Raw genomic sequence first — 14,824 nt, 5'->3', positions numbered from 1 at the left:
CGCAGCTAGGCGGCCGCGTCCAGCCGCGTCGCGAGCCCGCGCAGGGCGTCCGCGTCGTCGGCCGGCACGCCGGCGGCGCCGACGAAGTGGTCCACCGCGCGCGCCACCCGCTCGGACGCGTCCTCCAGGGCCCGGCCGGCCTCCGCCCGGAGGCGCTCCAGCCGCTGCTGGAGCCGGTCGTAGACCTCGGTGCCGAAGACCTTCTGGAGCAGCCCGCGGCGGTCCTCGGGGTTGGCGCGCAGGAACCCGGCGAACTCGCCCTGCGGCAGCACGACCGTCTGGACGAACTGCGTGCGGTCGAGCCCGACGACCCGCTGCAGCTCGAGGCCGACCTCGTCGAGGCGCGTCGAGACCAGCTCGCCGTCGTCCGGACGGTCCGGGTCCGTCAGGCGCCACAGCTTGACCGTCGACTGCTGGAGGGTGGTGCCCGTCCCGCGCTGCTTCGGGCGCTGGTACGCGGGCGTGCGCCGCACGCGGTAGACCCCCGAGCCGACCTCCAGCACCAGGTCCACCACGGTCTCGTCGCCCGGGCGCGCGTGCGCCGAGCGCAGCCGCTCCTCGGTCGCCTCCCGCGAGGCGACCTTGCCGTACAGCGCGAAGACGACGGCGTCGATGATCGTCGACTTGCCGGCGCCCGTGGGTCCCTCGAGCAGGAACAGGCCGCTGGACCCCAGGCGCGCGAAGTCGATCGTGTGGCGCCCCGGGAAGGGTCCGAGCGCCTGGATCGTGAGCGTGTGCAGGTGCATCAGGCGCTCCGCTCCGCCGCGAGGACGTCCTCGTAGGCGCGCCGCAGGACGTCACGCTCGGCGCCCGAGGGCGGGGCGCCCGTGACGTGCTCGACGAACTCCGCCGCGACCTCGAGCGGGTCGCGCGCCGACGTCACCGCCGCGGTGGCACGGGCGCGGGCCGCGGCCCCCGCCGGCCGGTGCTCCACGACGAGCGTGTGCGGGAACCGGTCGCGGACCCGCGCGTAGAGCTCGGTCGGGCGCGCCGGGTCCGTCACGACGACGCGCAGCCAGTCGTGCACGTGCGGCTCCCCCGCGGCACCGAGCAGCTCCTCGAGGGTGCCCGTGACCTCGGCGAGCCGGCGCGGCACGGGCGCGGGCACCAGCTCGGTCGTGACGCCCTCGGCGACGTCGACGAGCACCGACGCCTTGCGCTGCCGCATCTCCGAGAAGGAGTAGGCCAGCGGCGAGCCCGAGTACTGCAGCACGGGCGCGGCGCCGTCGTCGTCGGGCGTCACCGCGAGGCGCTGCGGCCCGTGCAGGTGGCCGAGCGCGACGTAGTCCGCACCCCGGAAGACGCCTGCGGGCACGCTGTCGACGCCGCCCACCCGGATGTCGCGCTCGGAGGCCGAGGGCTCCCCGCCGACGACGAAGGCGTGCGCCATGACGACGGCGCGCGGCCGGCTCGACCCACGGCGGGTCGCGAGGTCGGCCCGGACGCGCCGCATCGCGGCGGCCGTCACCGCCTCGTGCGAACGCGGGAGGAGTCCGTCGGGGGTGAGGTCGGGGCAGTCCTCGTCGGCCAGCACGCGACGCGCGCCGTCCGGGTCCAGGTACGGCAGCGCGTAGACGAGCACGGGGCCGTCGTCGTCGGCCAGCTCGACCGGACGGCCGACGTCGGCGACGCGGGCACGCAGGTGCACGCCGTCGCGCATGAGCCGGGCGCCGAAGCCGAGGCGGATCGCGGAGTCGTGGTTGCCGGGCGTGACCACGACGGTGGCGGTCTCACTGAGGCGCGCGAGCGCGTCCGCGAGCAGGTCGACGGCCTCCACGGGCGGGATCGCGCGGTCGTAGACGTCCCCCGAGACGACCACGGCGCCCACACCCTCGGCGCGCACCAGCTCGACGAGGTGGTCCAGGTACTCGGCCTGGTGCCCGAGCAGGTCCACCCCGTGCAGCGTGCGACCGAGGTGCCAGTCGCTCGTGTGCAGGATGCGCATGACCGGGACGCTAACCGCCCCCACCGACACGCCCCGTGACCGGCCCCCGCGAGTCGCCCACACCGGCACCCGCCACACCGGGCGGCACCTCGCCGCGTCCGTGCCGGCCCGCGGTCCGCGACCCGGTCAGGGGCGTGACGTGCGGCAGACTCGACCGGGTGCGCCGTCTCCTGCCCGGGCTGCTCGTCGCGGCCCTCGTCACGGCCGTGGCGCTGCTCGTCCCGCGCGTCCTGACGGTCTCCGCACTCGTCGTGGCGATCGCCGTCGGCGCCGTGCTGCGCAACGTCGGCGCGCTCCCCGAGACGACGCGCCCGGGGCTCGCGTGGGCGGCCCGGCGCCTGCTGCGGGCGGGCGTCGTGCTGCTCGGGCTCCAGCTCTCGCTGCCCGCGGTCGCCGATCTCGGCGTCCGCGGCGTCGTCGTCATCGTCGTGAGCGTCGCGGTCACGTTCGCGGCGACCGTGCTGCTCGGGCCGGTGCTGGGCGTGTCCCGGCGCCTCACGCTGCTCGTGGCCACGGGCTTCTCGATCTGCGGCGCGGCGGCGGTCGCCGCGATGTCCGCCGTCGTCGACCCCGACGGCGAGGCCGAGGAGGACACCGCGACCGCCGTCGCGCTCGTGACGCTGTTCGGGACCGTCGCGCTCGTCGCGCTGCCGCTGCTCGTGGGCGCGCTCGGGCTCTCCGACGACGACGCCGGCCTGTGGATCGGCGCCAGCGTGCACGAGGTCGCGCAGGTCGTCGCGGCGGGCGGCGCGGTCTCCGCGGCCGCCCTCGCGGTCGCGACGGTGACCAAGCTCGGCCGCGTCGTGCTCCTCGCACCGCTCGTCGCCGGCGTGGGTGCGGTGCTGCGCGCCCGGTCGGCGGTACCGGCGGGCGGGCAGGGTGGCACCGGCGCACCGGCGTCGCGGCCGCCCCTGGTGCCCCTCTTCGTGCTCGGCTTCCTCGCCGCGGTCGCCCTGCGCTCGACGGGCCTGGTGCCCGACGTCGTCCTGGACGTCGCGTCGCAGGTCACGACCGCGCTGCTCACGGCCGCGATGGTGGGCCTGGGCGCGGGGGTCGACCTGCGCCGCCTGCTGCGGACCGGTGGCCGCGCGGCCGTGCTGGGTGCGGCGTCGACCGTCGTGGCCGCGAGCGCGTCGGCGGCGCTCATCCTCGCCATGCCCTGACCGGACCGGCCGCCCTCCGACCGCACCCGCCCCCGGTGGTCAAGGACGCTTGACACGCGTCGGGAAGTCAAGCATCCTTGTCAGGACAAGGACACTTGACATCAGGAGCCGCCATGAGGAACGACGTGCGGGACCTCCGGCTCGCCGCCGGACTGTCCCAGCGCGAGCTCGCCGAGGCGCTCGACGTCTCGCGCCAGACCGTGAACTCGATCGAGACGGGCCGCTACGACCCGTCGCTGCCGCTCGCCATCGCCATCGCCCGCCACTTCCAGCGCTCCGTGGAGGAGATCTTCCATGTCGACTGACCGCACCCTCACGACGCGGCGCACGGTCGCCGTCGTCGTCGTCCTGGCGTTCCTCGCCCTGATCGTGGCCGTGGGCCTCCTGCTGCAGGAGCGAGTCCCCGGGAACATGGGCACGGGGTTCCTCGGGGGAGCCGCCGCCGCGACCGCGGGCGCGCTGGTGATGGTCTGGCGGGCCACCCGGCGCCCCGCGGACGCCACCACCTTCGAGCGGTCCTGGACCCAGACCGGGGACGAGCGCGACGACTCGGTGCTCACACGGGCGCTCGCCGTCCTCGGCCTGCTCGCACCGCCGCTCACCGGGGTGGCCGCGATCACCATCGCCCTGGGCGCAGCCGTCGAGATGGTGCTCACGCTCCTGATCGTCGCCCAGGTCCTCGTCGGCGCGGCAGCGTTCGTGGTCGTCAACCGCCGCAGCTAGCCGATGGCAGGATCCCGGGTGAGATCCTGCGCCAGGGGTCAACCACGCCCGGTCGTCGGCCGATGTAGTCAGCGGTGTCCCCGCGCCTGCGCCACGAGACCGGCCCGTCGCACCGCCACAGCCCGCCACGCCCCAGGAGGAACCAGATGACGCCGAGCAACGAGTCCGGACCGGGACTCCGCCTGGTCACCGAGGACTCGGCCTCGGCCGACGCGCTCACCCTCACCACGCCGTTCCACGACCTGGACGAGTACGTCGCGCTGCCGCGCATGTCGGGCCTCGTGCTCTCCCCGGACGGCTCGCGGCTCGTCACGCAGGTCTCGACCGTGAACCACGACGCGACCAAGGTCCACACGGCGCTGTGGGAGGTCTACCCGACCCGGGCCCGGCCCGCGCGCCGCCTGACCCGCAGCGCGCAGGGCGAGTCCGGCGCGGCGTTCACGCCCGACGGCGACCTCCTCTTCACGTCCTCGCGTCCCAACGCCGACGCCACGGACGACGCGGAGAAGCCCCTCGACAAGCCCGCCCTGTGGGTGCTGCCGGCCGGCGGCGGCGAGGCGCGCATCGTCGCGACCCGCCCCGGGGGTGTGCGCGGCGTGCGCACCGCCCACTCCTCGGCCGCCGTCGTCTTCGCGACGGACATGCTCCCCGGGGCGACGTCGGGCACCGACGACGAGCGCCTGCGCGCGCTGCGCAAGGACAAGAAGGTCGCCGCGATCCTGCACGACGGCTACCCCGTGCGGCACTGGGACCACGACCTCGGCCCGGACCAGCCGCACCTCCTGGGCTGGCACTTCAAGCCCGGCGACGACGTCGCCCGCTCGGTCGAGGTCGCCAGCCTCAGCATCGAGCACCTCAAGGTCAGCGACCTCACGCCCCAGCCCGGTCACGCGCTGCGCGAGGCCGAGTACGACTTCAGCCCCGACGGCACGTTCGTCGTCTCGACGTGGCGCGTGCCCGGGCCGCGCGGCTCCGTCCGCACGATCCTCGTGCGCCTGGACGTCGACACGCAGCAGCGCACCGTCCTCGTCGACGACCCCGACGCCGACCTCGACTCGCCCGTCATCTCGCCCGACGGCAGCGCGGTGGCCTACGTCCGGGAGTCGATCTCGACGCCGCAGGAGGCGCCGCGGCGCACGCTGCACCTCGTGCCGCTCGCCGAGCCCGCCGAGGGCGCGGCCCGCGGGACGCACCAGGTGGCGGCCGGCTGGGACCGGTGGCCCTCGGGTGCGCAGTGGCTCCCGGACGGCTCCGGCCTGCTCCTCGTCGCCGACCAGGACGGCCGGGCGCCGGTGTTCCACGTCGACCTGGCGACCGACGAGGTCACCCAGCTCACGCACGACGACTACACGTACTCCGACCTGCAGGTCGCGCCCGACGCCACCGTCGTCTACGCGCTGCGAGCGTCCTACCTCGCGCCCGCGCACCCCGTGCGCATCCACCTCGTGGACGAGGACGAGAACCGCACCCGCGGCACGGTCACCGTGCTGCGCGCGCCGGTCCCGCCGCCCACCCTGCCCGGCACCCTCACCGAGGTCCGCACGACGGCGACCGACGGCCACGAGGTGCGCGGCTGGCTCGCGCTGCCCGACGGCAGCGGACCCGAGAACCCGGCGCCCCTGCTGCTGTGGATCCACGGCGGCCCGCTGAGCTCGTGGAACAGCTGGTCCTGGCGCTGGAACCCGTGGCTGATGGTCGCCCAGGGCTACGCCGTCCTGCTGCCGGACCCGGCGCTCTCCACGGGCTACGGCCAGGAGTTCGTCCAGCGCGGCTGGGGCCGGTGGGGCGCCGAGCCGTACACCGACCTCATGGCGATCACCGACGCGACGGTCGCGCGCGAGGACGTCGACGAGTCCCGCACGGCCGCGATGGGCGGCTCGTTCGGCGGCTACATGGCCAACTGGGTCGCCGGCCAGACCGACCGCTTCGACGCGATCGTGACGCACGCCAGCCTGTGGGCGCTCGACCAGTTCGGCCCCACCACGGACTCCGCCTACTACTGGGCGCGCGAGATGACGCCCGAGATGGCCGAGCGGTACTCACCGCACCGCACCGTGGGCAACATCCGGACGCCGATGCTCGTGGTGCACGGCGACAAGGACTACCGCGTCCCCGTCGGCGAGGGCCTGCGCCTCTGGTACGAGCTGCTCTCCGCCTCGCAGCTGCCGGCCGACGACGAGGGCCGCACCCCGCACCGCTTCCTGTACTTCCCGGACGAGAACCACTGGATCCTCACCCCGCAGCACGCGAAGGTCTGGTACCAGGTGGTCACGGGGTTCCTCGCGGAGCACGTCCTCGGCGAGGAGCCGGCCCCGCTGCCCGAGACCCTGGGCTGACGTCGGCCCGCGGGCGGTCCGCGTGGGTGGGGTGACGCGGCTCGTGACGTTCGTCGAGATCGACGAGCGTCACACCGACGACCGGCAGGTCTCGGTCTCCGCGCGCCACGAGGCCGTGCTGGCCGACGAGCGCCGGGTGCTGCTCCTGGACGACCGCGGCTGGGCCGAGTCCGGTCCGAGCGACATCTGGGCCTACATCACGGTCGACGGCGTGGCCTCGACCGCCCGGACGGTCGTCGGGCCGGACGAGCCGGTCCGTGGCCAGACCCACGACGACGCCGCCCGCGCCCACTGGGCGTCGCTGGCCGACGTCCTGCGCCGCGAGGGCGTCGTCGCGGACGGCGACGCGCTCGCGCGCCTGCCGCACGACGTCGTCCTCGGCGAGCGTCTGCGCGCCCGCCTGCGCTCCGCCCGGTCGGGCGGACCCACGCCCTGACGGCCCGCTCCCGTCGGCGCGGGTCAGTCGGGTGCGGTGGTCCGGCGGACCGGGATGAGGTCCGTCATGCCGGCGAGCTCGATGAGGTCGCTCACGCCGTCCGGCGGGTCGAGGACCACGACCGTGCGCCCCTCCTCCTCGCCGGCGCGCACCAGCTGCAGGACGAAGGCGAGTCCCGTCGAGTCCAGGAACGTGACGTCCGCGGCGTCCACGACGACGGGTCCGGCGCGCAGGACCACCTGGGCCATGACCACGCTGGCCTCCTCGCGCAGGCCGGCGTCGACGTCGCCCCACAGGTGCACGACCGACGTGCCGTCCGGCGCCGTCCCGAGCTCGATGCCGCCCCAGGAGCCGGGCGCCGCGGGTGCAACCACCTCGTCGGGGCCGGTCACGGCCGTTCCTCGGTCCTGCGACGTGGTGGTCATCGGGTCCTCATCCTCGAGTCGACGGGTGCGCGCGCTACGACGGGTGCCCACAGAAGGTAGGACGAACCGCCGACACCGACGGTTCCGCACCCGGGTGAACGCAGGGGTGCGCCTCCGGTGGACGTCGCGGGCGGACCCGGTGGAGGCCGCCCGGTCAGGGCTGCTCGGGCTCCGGGTCGGTGACGTCCGCGACCGTCGCACCCAGCGCGAGCACCATCTGGCTGCCGTCCACGGTCGCCGCCACGCCGTGCGCCCCGGCGCCGATCGACATCGGCCGGCCCGCGACGCGCGCGTCGGCCACGACGGGCCACGCGTGCGTCGAGCCGAACGGCGTGATCGTCCCGCGCTCGTACCCCGTGACCTCGCGCGCGACGGCGGCGTCGGGCATCGACAGCCGCGAGACGCCGAGCAGCTCGCGCAGCTTGGGCCAGGAGATCGCGCGCCCGCCGGGGACGAGCACGAAGAGGTAGTCCCCCTCGCCCCGCCGCACGACGAGCGTCTTGACCACCTGGTCCGGGCCGACGCGCCGCGCCGCGGCGGCCTCCGCCAGGCTGCTGACCGGCCCGTGGCGCACGATCCGGTGGCGGAGCCCGCTGGCCTCGAGCGCCGCCACGGCGCGCTGCTCCCCCTCGGTGGGCGTCGTCGACTCGGTCACGGCGCCATCCTCGCCGGGCCCCGCGCGCCGCGACAACCCGGGCGTCAGTGGTGCGGCGGCACCTCGTGCTCGCGCGTGCGCGTGATCAGCACCGGGCACGTCGCGCGCTGCACCACCGTGTGGCTGACCGAGCCGAGCAGCGCACGCACCAGCCCGCCGCGCCCACGGCTGCCCACCACCAGCAGGCGCGCGTTCTCCGCCTGGTCGAGGAGCGCGGCGGCGGGCTGGCCCTGGACGAGGTGCTGCTGGATCAGCAGGTCCGGGTAGCGGTCCGCGAGCCCGGCGACCGACTCGGCGAGGACCAGGCGCTCGTCCTGCTCGAGGCGGTCGCTGATGGTCTCGGGGATGTAGTAGTCGGCCGAGAGGTACACGCCGGGCTCCTGCCACGCGTGCACGACGTGGAGCGCGTCGCCCGTGCGGTCCGCCGCCGCGGCCGCGAGGCGCACCGCCTGGAGCCCGTCGGACGAGCCGTCCACGCCGACGACGACCCCGGTCGCCTCCGGGGCCGGCAACGACGGCACCACCGCGACCGGGCACCAGGCCGCGGCCGCGATGCCGTAGCTGAGCGAGCCGGAGATCACGCCCGCCAGGCCCGTGAGCCGCTGCGCCCCGACGACGACGAGCGTCGCGTGCCGGGAGCGCTCGCCCAGCGCGTTCGCCGCCGTCGTCCGGTCGACGTGCGTCCGCACCGGGAGGGCCGGCCAGGACTCGCGCACGCGGTCCGCGGCCTGGGCGACGAGGTCAGCCGCGCCCGCGGCGACGACCTCGTCCTCCAGGAGGTCCAGCGCGGTCGACGGGTAGCCGATCGCGTGGACCAGGTGCAGCTCGGTGTGGCGGTCCGCGGCCGCCTGGGCGCCCCAGATGAGCGCACGCTCGCTGGACGGTGTGCTGTCGACGCCGACGACGACGGGTCCTGCCATGGTCGTGCTCCTCCCCCTGGCCCGCGGGCGTGGACGGCACGAGTGCGAGAGCACCGGCCGTACCCGCAGGTCCTCCCACTATCACCCCTGTCGCCACGGGGCGCGCCGGGACCGGACGGAGCCGGACGCTTGACCTCAACCGCGGTCGAGGCCACAGCCTCGACCCATGACGACGACGACACCCGCCGCACCGACGCTCACATCGCCGGCCCACCTCCCCGACGCCCTCATGCGGAACCTGTCCCGCGTCACGGGCGACGAGAAGCACGACGCCGCGGCGCACTCGACGCTGGACGTCCTGTGGGTGCTCCACACCCGGGTGCTGCGCGTGGCCCCCGAGACGCCGGAGCGCGCCGGCCGCGACCGCTTCCTGCTGTCCAAGGGCCATGGTCCGGCGTCGTACTACGCGGTGCTCGCGACGCTCGGGTTCTTCCCCGAGGCGTGGCTCGACGACCTGGCGGGCACGACGTCGCCGCTGGGCCACCACCCGGACCGGCTGCTGGTCCCGGGCGTGGAGATCTCGAGCGGGTCCCTCGGGCACGGCCTGCCGATCGCCGTCGGCCTCGCGCGGGGCCTGGGCATCACGGGCGAGGGCGGCGTGGTCCACGTGCTCGTCGGTGACGCCGAGCTCGACGAGGGCAGCAACCACGAGGCGATGGCGATCGCGGGCCGGTGGCGGCTCGACCGGCTGCGCTGCGTCGTCGTCGACAACGACTCGACGTCGCTCGGGTGGCCCGGCGGGATCGCGCGCCGGTTCGAGGTGGAGGGCTGGTCGGCCGCGCACGCCGACGCGAGGGACCACGACGCGCTGGAGGCGGCGCTGACGGCCCCGGCCGACGGACCCCACGTGACGGTGGTCCGCACGGCACGGAAGGCCGCCTGATGCGCGCGCGCTTCACCGCCACGATGGCGGACCTCCTGGCGCGGGACCCGAGGACCGCGCTCGTCCTCGCGGACATCGGCCCGGTCGACCTCGGCCGCGGGACGCACGCCGCGGAGCGCGTGATCAACGTCGGCATCCGCGAGCAGGCGCTCATCGGGGTCGCCGCCGGTCTCGCGACGGCGGGCCTGCGCCCGTTCGTGCACTCCTACGCGCCGTTCCTCGTCGAGCGGCCCTACGAGCAGATCAAGCTCGACCTCTCGCACCAGGACCTGGGCGCGGTGCTGGTCTCGATCGGCGCCAGCTACGACGCCGCGAGCGAGGGGCGCACCCACCAGTGCCCCGCCGACGTCGCGCTCCTCGCAGCCCTGCCGGGGTGGCGGGTCCACGTCCCCGGCCACCCGGACGAGGTCGAGGCGCTCCTGCGGGCGGCCGCCCGCGCGGACGACCGGCAGTACGTCCGGCTCTCCAGCGCGTCCAACCCCGAGGCGTACCCCGCCGACGGCACGATCCGCGTCGTGCGCGAGGGGCGTGGCGCGGCCGTCCTCGCAGTCGGTCCGGCACTCGGGGCGACGCTGCGCGCGGCGGAGGGCCTCGACGTCGCGGTCGCGTACACCGCGACGCCGTCCCCGCTCGACGCGCCGGGGCTGGCCGCCCTGGTCGCGGACCGCGGTCGCCTGGTCGTGGTCGAGCCCTACCTCGAGGGGACGGCGGCGCCCGAGGTGCTCGCGGCCCTGGGCGGGCGCCCGATCGCGCTCGACCTCGTCGGCGTCGGACGCACCGAGGTGCGCCGCTACGGCAGTCCCGAGGACCACGCGCGCCACCACGGGCTCGACGCGCGCGGGATCCGGCAGCGGCTCGTCGGTGCGGCCTGACGGCGTCAGCCGGCCGCCGGGTCGAGCCGCACGGGGCCGCGACCGCGTCCACCCAGGACGTCGTCGTGGTTCAGCAGGTCGCACGAGCGCATCGCCAGGCACCCGCAGCCGATGCAGCCGACGAGCTCCTTCTCGAGCCGGACGATCGCCTCGCGCCGTTCCTCGAGGCGAACCTTCCACCTGCGGGAGACCCGCTTCCAGTCGGCGGTGGTGGGCTCGTGGTCCATCGGCAGGTCAGCGAAGACCTCCGCGACCTCCGAGAGCGGGATGCCCAGGCGCTTCGCGACGACGATCAGCGAGATCCGCCGGAGCAGGTAGCGCGGGTACCGGCGCTGGTTGCCCGGACCGCGCAACGGGGCGATGAGCCCCTCGCGCTCGTAGAAGTGCAGGGCCGAGACGGTGAGCCCGGTGCGCGCGCTCACCTCGCCGACGGACAGGACGTCGTTGGAGTCCATCCGGGTCTCCGTTCCTGGGACGGCACGAGCCGCCACCGTAGAACCTCGACCGAGGTTGAGGTCAACGACCGGTCGTCGCGGGCGGCGGCGGGGCGGGGCCGAGCACGTAGGGTCGTCCCATGACCCCTGCGCCCTCTCGCACCGGCCGGATCTTCGCCGTCGTCGCCCTGCTGGAGGCCACGACCTGGGCCGGGCTGCTCGTGGGGATGCTGCTCAAGCACGTCACGCACACGACGGAGCTGGGGGTGCAGGTCTTCGGCCGCCTGCACGGGGCCGCCTTCATGATCTACGTCGTCGTCGCGGTGGTCGCGGCCGTCCGGCTGCGGTGGGGCACGCGCGTGACGCTGGTCGCCCTCGCCGCCGCCGTCCCGCCCCTGGTGACGCTCCCCCTCGAGCGCTGGCTGCGCCGCACGGGCCGCCTCGCCGAGCCCGCGACGGACCCCGCGGAGGTGGCGGCCGCCTCGGTGGACGCCCCCTCCCGCTGATATCCGCGACGCGCCGCGTCCCGCGTACGGGAGAATGGTGCGTCGTGAGTGACGAGCCCCAGCGGTCCGCACCGGGCCGACGTCGGTCCGGTGGCCGTCGACCCCGCGGCGGGCGCCCGGGCGGGGAGCAGCAGGGCAACCGCCAGCGCGACGTGGGCCCCCGCGCCGTGCACGACGCCGGCCGCGAAGCCGCGCGCCGCGAGCGCCGCGCCCAGGTCCGCGCGGACGTCGTCCTGCCGCCGATCACCTACCCCGAGCAGCTGCCGGTCTCCGCGCGGCGAGCGGACATCGCCGCCGCGATCCGCGACCACCAGGTCGTCATCGTCGCGGGCGAGACCGGCTCCGGGAAGACGACGCAGCTGCCCAAGATCGCGCTCGAGCTCGGGCGCGGGCGCGCGGGTCAGATCGGGCACACGCAGCCCCGCCGGATCGCGGCCCGCAGCGTCGCGGAGCGGATCAGCGAGGAGATCACCGGCGGGTCCGGCGCGCTGGGCACGGTCGTCGGGTACCAGGTGCGGTTCACCGACCAGTCGTCCGAGGAGACGCTGGTCAAGGTCATGACCGACGGCATCCTGCTCGCGCAGATCCAGCGCGACCCGCAGCTGCTCGCCTACGACACGCTCATCATCGACGAGGCGCACGAGCGCTCCCTCAACATCGACTTCATCCTCGGCTACCTCACGCGCCTGCTGCCGAAGCGGCCCGACCTCAAGGTCGTCATCACCTCGGCGACCATCGACTCGCAGCGCTTCGCCCGGCACTTCGCCGGTCCGCCCACGCCCGAGCACCCGGACGGCGTCCCGGCGCCCGTCATCGAGGTCAGCGGGCGGACCTACCCGGTCGAGGTCCGCTACCGCCCGCTGCGGCCCGACGACGCGGCGGCCCCGGGCGACGACGACGACCTCGACATCCCGGACGCGCCGCTCAAGCGCACGCCCGCGCGGCGCGGCGACGTCGAGGAGCGCGACCTGATGACCGCCATCTGCGAGGCGGTCGACGAGCTGTGCGCCGAGGGCCCCGGCGACATCCTGGTGTTCCTCTCCGGCGAGCGGGAGATCCGCGACGCCGAGGACGCGCTGGCCACCCACCTCGGACCCCGGGCCCTGGGCCACGGGCCGGCGGTCCCGGGCTCGATCGAGCTGCTGCCCCTGTACAGCCGCCTGTCCGCCGCCGAGCAGCACCGGGTCTTCGAGCCGCACCAGCACCGGCGCGTGGTGCTCTCGACCAACGTCGCGGAGACGTCGCTGACCGTGCCGGGCGTCCGGTACGTCGTCGACCCGGGCACGGCGCGCATCTCGCGGTTCTCGAAGGCCACCAAGGTCCAGCGGCTGCCGATCGAGCCGATCTCCCAGGCCAGCGCGAACCAGCGCTCGGGCCGGTGCGGACGCGTCGCGGACGGCATCGCCATCCGGCTCTACTCCGAGGCCGACTTCGCGTCGCGGCCCGAGTTCACCGAGCCCGAGATCCTGCGCACCTCGCTCGCGTCCGTGATCCTGCAGATGGTCGCGGTCGGCGTCGCGGGCACGCCCGACGACGTCGCGCGGTTCCCCTTCGTGGAGCCGCCCGACGTGCGCGCGGTCCGCGACGGCGTCCAGCTGCTCACCGAGCTCGGGGCGCTGACGCCCGCGGCGGACGGCACGCGCCTGACCGACGTCGGACGCGCGCTCGCGCTGCTCCCGATGGACCCGCGCCTCGCGCGCATGATCGTCGAGGGCGGGCGGCGCGACGCCGCGCGCGAGGTGATGATCATCGCGGCGGCGCTCTCGATCCAGGACCCGCGAGAGCGGCCGATGGAGCAGCGACCGCAGGCCGACGCGATGCACGCGCGCTTCGCCGACCCGACGTCGGACTTCCTCACCTACCTCAACCTGTGGACCTACGTCCGCGCGCAGCAGCGCGAGCTGTCCGGGAGCGCGTTCCGGCGGCTGTGCCGCGCCGAGCACCTCAACTACCTGCGCCTGCGCGAGTGGCAGGACGTGGTGACGCAGCTCAAGGAGATGGCCAAGCCGCTGGGCATCGTCGTGCGCCCGCCTGTGACGCCGGCGCCGATCGAGGCGCCGGGGGCCGCCCGCGCGGACCGCAAGGCGCGCGTCGACGCGTCCCTCGAGCAGCGTCGCACCGGGGCCGCCGAGGTCGCGGTGAGCGCCGAGGAGGCGCCGTCCCTGCGGCTGGCGTGGGACGGTGACCGCATCCACCAGGCCCTGCTCGCGGGCCTCCTGTCGCAGGTCGGCATGCAGGAGGTCACCGAGGTCCGCGCCAACGCCCCCACCAAGGGGCGTGACGCCCGGCCCGGGCGCAAGCCGCAGGCGCGCAACGAGTACCTCGGCGCCCGCGGCGCCCGGTTCGCGATCTTCCCCGGGTCGCCGCTGTCCCGGAAGCCGCCGGCCTGGATCATGGCGGGCGAGCTGGTCGAGACGTCCCGGCTGTGGGCGCGCGACGTCGCCCGGATCTCGCCGGAGTGGGCCGAGGAGCTCGCGCCGCACCTCGTGAAGCGGACGTACTCCGAGCCGGCGTGGTCCACCAAGCAGGGCGCGGCCATGGCGACCGAGCGCGTCCTGCTCTACGGCGTGCCGATCGTCGCGGGCCGCCGCGTGCTCTACGCCAAGGTCGACCCCGAGCACGCGCGCGAGCTCTTCATCCGCCACGCGCTGGTGGAGGGCGAGTGGACCACGCACCACGAGTTCTTCCACGCGAACCGCCGCCTGCTCGCCGAGGCCGAGCAGGTCGAGCACCGCTCGCGCCGCCGCGGCCTGGTCGTGGACGACGACGCGCTGTTCGCCTTCTATGACGAGCGCCTCCCGGCCGACGTCGTCTCCGCCCGCCACTTCGACCAGTGGTGGAAGGGCGCGCGCCGCCACGACCCCGACCTGCTGACGTACTCGATGGCGCTGCTGGTCGGCGACGCCGAGGTCGACGAGTCAGCGTTCCCGTCGGTGTGGCCGCAGGCGGACCTGCGTCTGCCGCTGACCTACCAGTTCGAGCCCGGGACCGAGTCCGACGGCGTGACGGTGCACATCCCCGTCGCGGTGCTGCCGCGCGTGCGCCCGGAGGGGTTCGACTGGCTCGTCCCCGGGCTGCACGAGGAGCTCGTCGTCGCGCTCGTGCGCGCGCTGCCCAAGCCCGTGCGGGTGCAGCTCGTCCCGGCGCCGGACGTCGCGCGCGCCGTGGTGGCCTGGCTCCGCGAGACCCAGCCGTCGTGGGAGGACACCGTGCGCGCGGCCGACGCGGCGCCGTCGTTCACGGCCGTGCTCGGTCGGGCGGTCCGCGCGCTGCGGGACGTCGACGTGCCCGACGACGCCTGGGACACCTCGCGGCTGCCGCCGCACCTGCGGATGCGCTTCCGGGTGGTGGAGCAGCGCGGGCGGTCCGCGGTGGTGCTCGACGAGGGGTCCGACCTCGTCGCGCTCCAGCGTCGGCTGGCGCCGCAGTCCGAGGACGCGGTGCGCAGCGCCGTGCGGGACGCCGTCCGCGCCGCGGTGCGCGAGTCCGCCGCCGCGTCGCCGGGCGCGGCGAGCCCGGCCGCCTC

At 75.5% G+C, this 14,824-nt stretch carries 15 protein-coding genes; 9 read left to right on the top strand and 6 right to left on the bottom strand.

Going from position 1 to position 14,824, the window contains the following annotated elements; genetic code table 11:
- Positions 1-5 precede the first annotated feature (5 nt).
- Both IDM29_RS09600 and IDM29_RS09595 read right to left on the bottom strand, forming a co-directional pair.
- Complete coding sequence (locus tag IDM29_RS09600; RefSeq protein ID WP_188037463.1) at positions 6-746, bottom strand: AAA family ATPase; 741 nt, start codon at positions 744-746, stop codon at positions 6-8.
- Entirely contained in the window at positions 746-1,945 is a 1,200-nt protein-coding gene (locus tag IDM29_RS09595) for an exonuclease SbcCD subunit D (RefSeq protein ID WP_188037462.1), read from the bottom strand. The genes IDM29_RS09600 and IDM29_RS09595 overlap by 1 nt, the downstream gene beginning before the upstream one ends.
- Before the next feature lie 158 nt (positions 1,946-2,103).
- On the opposite strand from IDM29_RS09595, the gene IDM29_RS09590 reads away from it, so the two are divergent.
- The 5 genes from IDM29_RS09590 (at position 2,104) to IDM29_RS09570 (ending at position 6,603) form a co-directional block, all read left to right on the top strand.
- A complete protein-coding gene (locus IDM29_RS09590; RefSeq protein ID WP_223148158.1) occupies positions 2,104-3,108 on the top strand; it encodes a putative sulfate exporter family transporter in 1,005 nt (334 codons plus the stop codon).
- A 113-nt stretch (positions 3,109-3,221) separates the two neighbouring features.
- Positions 3,222-3,413, top strand: coding sequence for a helix-turn-helix transcriptional regulator (locus IDM29_RS09585; RefSeq protein WP_182112649.1), 192 nt, complete (start codon positions 3,222-3,224; stop codon positions 3,411-3,413).
- Positions 3,403-3,831, top strand: coding sequence for a hypothetical protein (locus IDM29_RS09580; protein ID WP_182112648.1), 429 nt, complete (start codon positions 3,403-3,405; stop codon positions 3,829-3,831). Before IDM29_RS09585 ends, IDM29_RS09580 begins: the two co-directional genes overlap by 11 nt.
- Positions 3,832-3,977: 146 nt before the next feature.
- Complete coding sequence (locus IDM29_RS09575; protein ID WP_182112647.1) at positions 3,978-6,167, top strand: alpha/beta fold hydrolase; 2,190 nt, start codon at positions 3,978-3,980, stop codon at positions 6,165-6,167.
- A 31-nt stretch (positions 6,168-6,198) separates the two neighbouring features.
- The gene (locus IDM29_RS09570) at positions 6,199-6,603 is read left to right on the top strand and encodes a hypothetical protein (RefSeq protein ID WP_182112646.1); all 405 of its coding nucleotides are present in this window, start codon (positions 6,199-6,201) and stop codon (positions 6,601-6,603) included.
- 23 nt (positions 6,604-6,626) lie between these two features.
- Here the strand turns inward: IDM29_RS09570 and IDM29_RS09565 are convergent, their stop codons facing one another.
- The 3 genes from IDM29_RS09565 to IDM29_RS09555 all read right to left on the bottom strand — a co-directional run bounded on the left by IDM29_RS09565 (position 6,627) and on the right by IDM29_RS09555 (position 8,603).
- Entirely contained in the window at positions 6,627-7,028 is a 402-nt protein-coding gene (locus IDM29_RS09565; RefSeq protein WP_188037461.1) for an STAS domain-containing protein, read from the bottom strand.
- A 154-nt stretch (positions 7,029-7,182) separates the two neighbouring features.
- A complete protein-coding gene (locus tag IDM29_RS09560; protein WP_188037460.1) occupies positions 7,183-7,683 on the bottom strand; it encodes an aminoacyl-tRNA deacylase in 501 nt (166 codons plus the stop codon).
- A 44-nt stretch (positions 7,684-7,727) separates the two neighbouring features.
- Positions 7,728-8,603 carry a universal stress protein gene (locus tag IDM29_RS09555; RefSeq protein WP_182112643.1) on the bottom strand — a complete coding sequence of 292 codons (876 nt, stop codon included), beginning with the start codon at positions 8,601-8,603 and terminating at the stop codon, positions 7,728-7,730.
- 166 nt (positions 8,604-8,769) lie between these two features.
- Between IDM29_RS09555 and IDM29_RS09550 the strand changes: the two genes are divergently transcribed.
- Positions 8,770-9,486 carry a transketolase gene (locus IDM29_RS09550; RefSeq protein WP_188037459.1) on the top strand — a complete coding sequence of 239 codons (717 nt, stop codon included), beginning with the start codon at positions 8,770-8,772 and terminating at the stop codon, positions 9,484-9,486.
- Positions 9,486-10,358, top strand: coding sequence for a transketolase family protein (locus IDM29_RS09545; protein ID WP_188037458.1), 873 nt, complete (start codon positions 9,486-9,488; stop codon positions 10,356-10,358). Before IDM29_RS09550 ends, IDM29_RS09545 begins: the two co-directional genes overlap by 1 nt.
- A gap of 5 nt (positions 10,359-10,363) precedes the next feature.
- Here the strand turns inward: IDM29_RS09545 and soxR are convergent, their stop codons facing one another.
- Positions 10,364-10,813 carry a redox-sensitive transcriptional activator SoxR gene (gene soxR, locus IDM29_RS09540; RefSeq protein WP_182112640.1) on the bottom strand — a complete coding sequence of 150 codons (450 nt, stop codon included), beginning with the start codon at positions 10,811-10,813 and terminating at the stop codon, positions 10,364-10,366.
- 119 nt (positions 10,814-10,932) lie between these two features.
- On the opposite strand from soxR, the gene IDM29_RS09535 reads away from it, so the two are divergent.
- Entirely contained in the window at positions 10,933-11,298 is a 366-nt protein-coding gene (locus IDM29_RS09535) for a DUF3817 domain-containing protein (protein ID WP_188037457.1), read from the top strand.
- Positions 11,299-11,342: 44 nt separating this feature from the next.
- Positions 11,343-14,824, top strand: a 3,482-nt coding sequence (gene hrpA / locus IDM29_RS09530) for an ATP-dependent RNA helicase HrpA (protein WP_309232709.1), incomplete at its 3' end; no start/stop codon positions are given.

It is taken from the genome of Actinotalea sp. JY-7885 (assembly GCF_014525465.1).
Taxonomy (GTDB): Bacteria; Actinomycetota; Actinomycetes; order Actinomycetales; family Cellulomonadaceae; genus Actinotalea.
Note: the sequence above shows the minus strand (reverse complement) of the source record. Positions and strands in the feature narration are given on the sequence as shown.

What these genes read in the sequence shown, in the direction of transcription:
- IDM29_RS09535 (WP_188037457.1), top strand. Translation starts at nt 10,933, where the DNA reads ATGACCCCTGCGCCCTCTCGCACCGGCCGGATCTTCGCCGTCGTCGCC.
- IDM29_RS09595 (WP_188037462.1), bottom strand. Translation starts at nt 1,945, where the DNA reads ATGCGCATCCTGCACACGAGCGACTGGCACCTCGGTCGCACGCTGCAC.
- IDM29_RS09575 (WP_182112647.1), top strand. Translation starts at nt 3,978, where the DNA reads ATGACGCCGAGCAACGAGTCCGGACCGGGACTCCGCCTGGTCACCGAG.
- IDM29_RS09555 (WP_182112643.1), bottom strand. Translation starts at nt 8,603, where the DNA reads ATGGCAGGACCCGTCGTCGTCGGCGTCGACAGCACACCGTCCAGCGAG.
- IDM29_RS09600 (WP_188037463.1), bottom strand. Translation starts at nt 746, where the DNA reads ATGCACCTGCACACGCTCACGATCCAGGCGCTCGGACCCTTCCCGGGG.
- soxR (WP_182112640.1), bottom strand. Translation starts at nt 10,813, where the DNA reads ATGGACTCCAACGACGTCCTGTCCGTCGGCGAGGTGAGCGCGCGCACC.
- IDM29_RS09550 (WP_188037459.1), top strand. Translation starts at nt 8,770, where the DNA reads ATGACGACGACGACACCCGCCGCACCGACGCTCACATCGCCGGCCCAC.
- IDM29_RS09565 (WP_188037461.1), bottom strand. Translation starts at nt 7,028, where the DNA reads ATGACCACCACGTCGCAGGACCGAGGAACGGCCGTGACCGGCCCCGAC.
- IDM29_RS09585 (WP_182112649.1), top strand. Translation starts at nt 3,222, where the DNA reads ATGAGGAACGACGTGCGGGACCTCCGGCTCGCCGCCGGACTGTCCCAG.
- IDM29_RS09545 (WP_188037458.1), top strand. Translation starts at nt 9,486, where the DNA reads ATGCGCGCGCGCTTCACCGCCACGATGGCGGACCTCCTGGCGCGGGAC.
- IDM29_RS09580 (WP_182112648.1), top strand. Translation starts at nt 3,403, where the DNA reads ATGTCGACTGACCGCACCCTCACGACGCGGCGCACGGTCGCCGTCGTC.